General features: G+C 30.5%; 1 protein-coding gene and 1 pseudogene. Both read left to right on the top strand.

Features of this window, described 5'->3' with window-relative positions; translation table 11 throughout:
- Positions 1-1,899 precede the first annotated feature (1,899 nt).
- Positions 1,900-2,160, top strand: a complete 261-nt coding sequence (locus tag H603_RS17805; RefSeq protein ID WP_455423191.1) for an ISAon1 family transposase N-terminal region protein — start codon at positions 1,900-1,902, stop codon at positions 2,158-2,160.
- 121 nt (positions 2,161-2,281) lie between these two features.
- Positions 2,282-3,265: pseudogene (locus tag H603_RS17360) on the top strand (ISAon1 family transposase).
- Positions 3,266-3,418 lie beyond the last annotated feature (153 nt).

Here is a 3,418-nt window from a genome sequence, read left to right as displayed (position 1 = left end):
GTTTTGCTTGCCATCATGTAAAGAACTTATTCGCTGTTGCGGGTGCAAAAGTAGGTAGTTTAAACCGATAAACAATACTCCAAAACCGCTTTTATTTACTTTATTTTTAAAACGCTGTTTAACTTATTGAAAATGTATTATTTGAGGCAAGACTAAAATGAGCTCTTTTGCGGTTTGTAGGATTAATCGAGAGTTTATAACATAAAATCTGTACTTTATTAAGCAAATTAAAGATTCAATTGCACTCAATATATAACTTGATCAATCAAACACTTCTTAATCTCGTTTCTAAACGTACAAGAATTATCAATATATTAATTGAGAAGCATAATATACTTATAACCGCCCAACCCTAGCCCTGATAGCAGTGGAAATCCTTTTATATGTGCTCGATGGTAATCGAGTAATTATAAAAGATTGCAGCGGATAGCAGGAAATAGCTCCTAAGTGAAATAAACCTTAGATAAGACTTAACGACAAATGTCGAAAAAAACACTTTTACATATAAACCAAAATAACATTAATTGACCTCTATTAAGCTTTTCAAAATTTATATTAAATAATATATTAATAACTTCCTTTGATTTAACTTCAGCAACTAATTCCAAAAAAACTTAAATTACTTTTTTTGAATAAAATCAAGAATAACTAAAAATTTGATATCGTAGAATTAACTACATAAGTTTTTAAGGAAATAATTATTGTAAAAGGTTTACCTAATAGATACATCCTTTTGTCTACTTATTAATTGACTTCATCGGACTGACAGAACCAGTGGAGCAATGATTATCCTAGCACTAAGAATTACTGATGCCGTTATAATTAAAGACCCAGATATAGAAAGAGATTTTATCCTCTTTTTATAAAAATAAATTAGCAGAAGATATGGTTGTTGATTGTAAAAAAAAGTCGACATTTTCTGTATACATGATAGACAACTTCTCGCCCGAAAACATTTGACATAACCTAGTTCAGCTGCTATTTAGAAATTAAGTAGTAACCGATGTAAATATTTCTAATAAATTAAAATGTAGCAAGTCAATTAGTGAGTAAAAAGACTACTTTATCGCCAGAAGGTCTTAGCAAGGTTGTCATAGATATAGATCATAAATTAGGAATAGTCGCAAGCCTTAAAATTACATAAAAAATAAAATACTTAATTGACAAACACGGTAAGGCCGATACTGAAAAGAGTCACGCAGTTATCAATATGAATCTGAACTAGGCAAGTCCGTGAAGTAAATATTAAGATACTGTTCACAACGAGCGATTTTAATAACTAATTCTACTCCTATTCGGTAGCAAACTATAAATTCGTTTTAGGAAATTAAACACAAACTACTAATAGTAATTTAAAGACAATAAAAATAAATCGATAGCTAACAAAAAAAAACAATAAAAAATGCAATTTAAAATGCACTCTAATATTTAAATAATATATTACATCATCTACTAAGAAATCTTAACCACACATACAATGATAACAATCTACCCAAACTTAAAAATTAGGCAATGCTAAAGATAAACGTCATTCAGGTTTAAAAAATTTTACTACTAGGTAAAATACGTTAACAAACCTATTATTAAATAATATAAAAATTGAAAAGCAAATGCTTCTAGGTACGCTGTATAGCTACGCGGAAGAGCCGTTCGGAAAATTGAACTTACTCCAAACTTAGATTACTCAAACTTTGTGGATTTTGAGATTGATCTAATCTCTACAATCTACACTTCACTAAAAATAGGCATAAAAAAAAACCTGTTCCGTAAGAAACAGGGTTCTTTAGAAAAAGGCGATGAATCCCATATAATCTCAGTACTCTTAAATTTCAACACTTCAACACCCTAAAATAGGATCAGGAACAAAACCTGGGAAGGATTAAAAAAAACCATAGATATTTGAAAATCAAAACAATAATAAATGGATTCTGTCGAATTTTTAAATTTATACTTCCTAATTTTCTAGTAAATAACTTTGAAAGAGTATCTGCCCTCAATTCTGAGGTCAATCTACATTTCTATTTTGAAAAAAAATCAATACCTCCTAAAGAGTTTAATTCTATGGAATTAGTATCCAAAGGATTTTTGAATGAAATCACGATTCAAAAATTACCACTTAAAGGTAAGTTCGTCTATTTACGCATTAAGCGTCGTCGTTGAACAAACAAAACAAATAAAACAAATGGTTAAATAGTTATAGTCCCGATAGCTATCGGGAGGCAGTTGGTGGACAGGGGCACACGTATGACGCAAGAATTTGCGTCTTTTTTAAAAGAAATCAATCGATAATACAACTATTGACTACCGAACTATTGGAGGTTTCTTTGGGGTTGATGGCAAAAAACTACAACGACAGTATAAAAAATACCTTAGTTCTTTTACTACTTGGGAGCCTAGAGAACACGCGCAACAATGGATTATATATCCCCAAAATATGGGAACTCATTTATCTAATGACGAAGTAGCCTTGTCCCAAGGTGAACTTTACACTATTGTCACTAACAAAAAAGCCAAAGGCAAGAAAGGATCTTTAGTGGCTATTATTGTAGGCACGAAGGCAGAACAGGCTATTGAACACATCAGTAAAATTGAATCTAAAAAAAGACCGGCAGTTATAGCAATTACCCTAGACATGGCTAATTCTATGAAATTGATAGCTAAAAAATGTTTCCCAAAGGCAATACAAGTAACAGATCGCTTCCATGTACAGAAATTAGCATTAGAAGCTTTACAAGAAATTAGAATCAAGTACCAATGGGAAGCGATGGACAAGGAAGATCAAGCAATATTACAATCTAAAACAGAAAACAAAACACATACTCTCCAGATTTTAGCTAATGGAGACACAGTAAAACAATTATTAGCCAGAAGTCGATATATCCTATATAAATCTAGAGAAAATTGGACGCACAACCAACAAGAAAGAGCACACCTATTATTTGAATTATATCCTGATATAAATAAATCTTATGTTTTATCCCAGCAATAACGAGCTATTTACAACAATAATAATGATAAAAATGTAGCGATGTTAAAATTAGCACATTGGTACAGAAAAGTAGAAAAATCTGGATTTAAGAATTTCAATATTGTTCTCAACACGATAAAGATTAATTATCAATCAATTCTAAATTACTTTGACAATCGAAGTACAAATGCTTCGACTGAGTCTTTTAATTCAAAAATTAAAGCTATTAGAAGTCAATTTAGAGGAGTTCGGAAAATTGATATTTTCTTATTTAGATCATCCAGCTTTTTTACCTAATCCCCAACTTTTGCACTTGATCCTTAATGGATCAAGACTAAATGTTGTGGGGAAATATAAAATTTCGATATTTGTATTTTAAATTAAATACAAATGCAAGATTCCTTTGTTGAACTTCTCAAGCTATTGTTACCAGAAATTATCGTTGATTAT

The organism is Flavobacterium frigidarium DSM 17623 (assembly GCF_000425505.1).
GTDB classification, from domain to species: domain Bacteria; phylum Bacteroidota; class Bacteroidia; order Flavobacteriales; family Flavobacteriaceae; genus Flavobacterium; species Flavobacterium frigidarium.
Note: the sequence above shows the minus strand (reverse complement) of the source record. Positions and strands in the feature narration are given on the sequence as shown.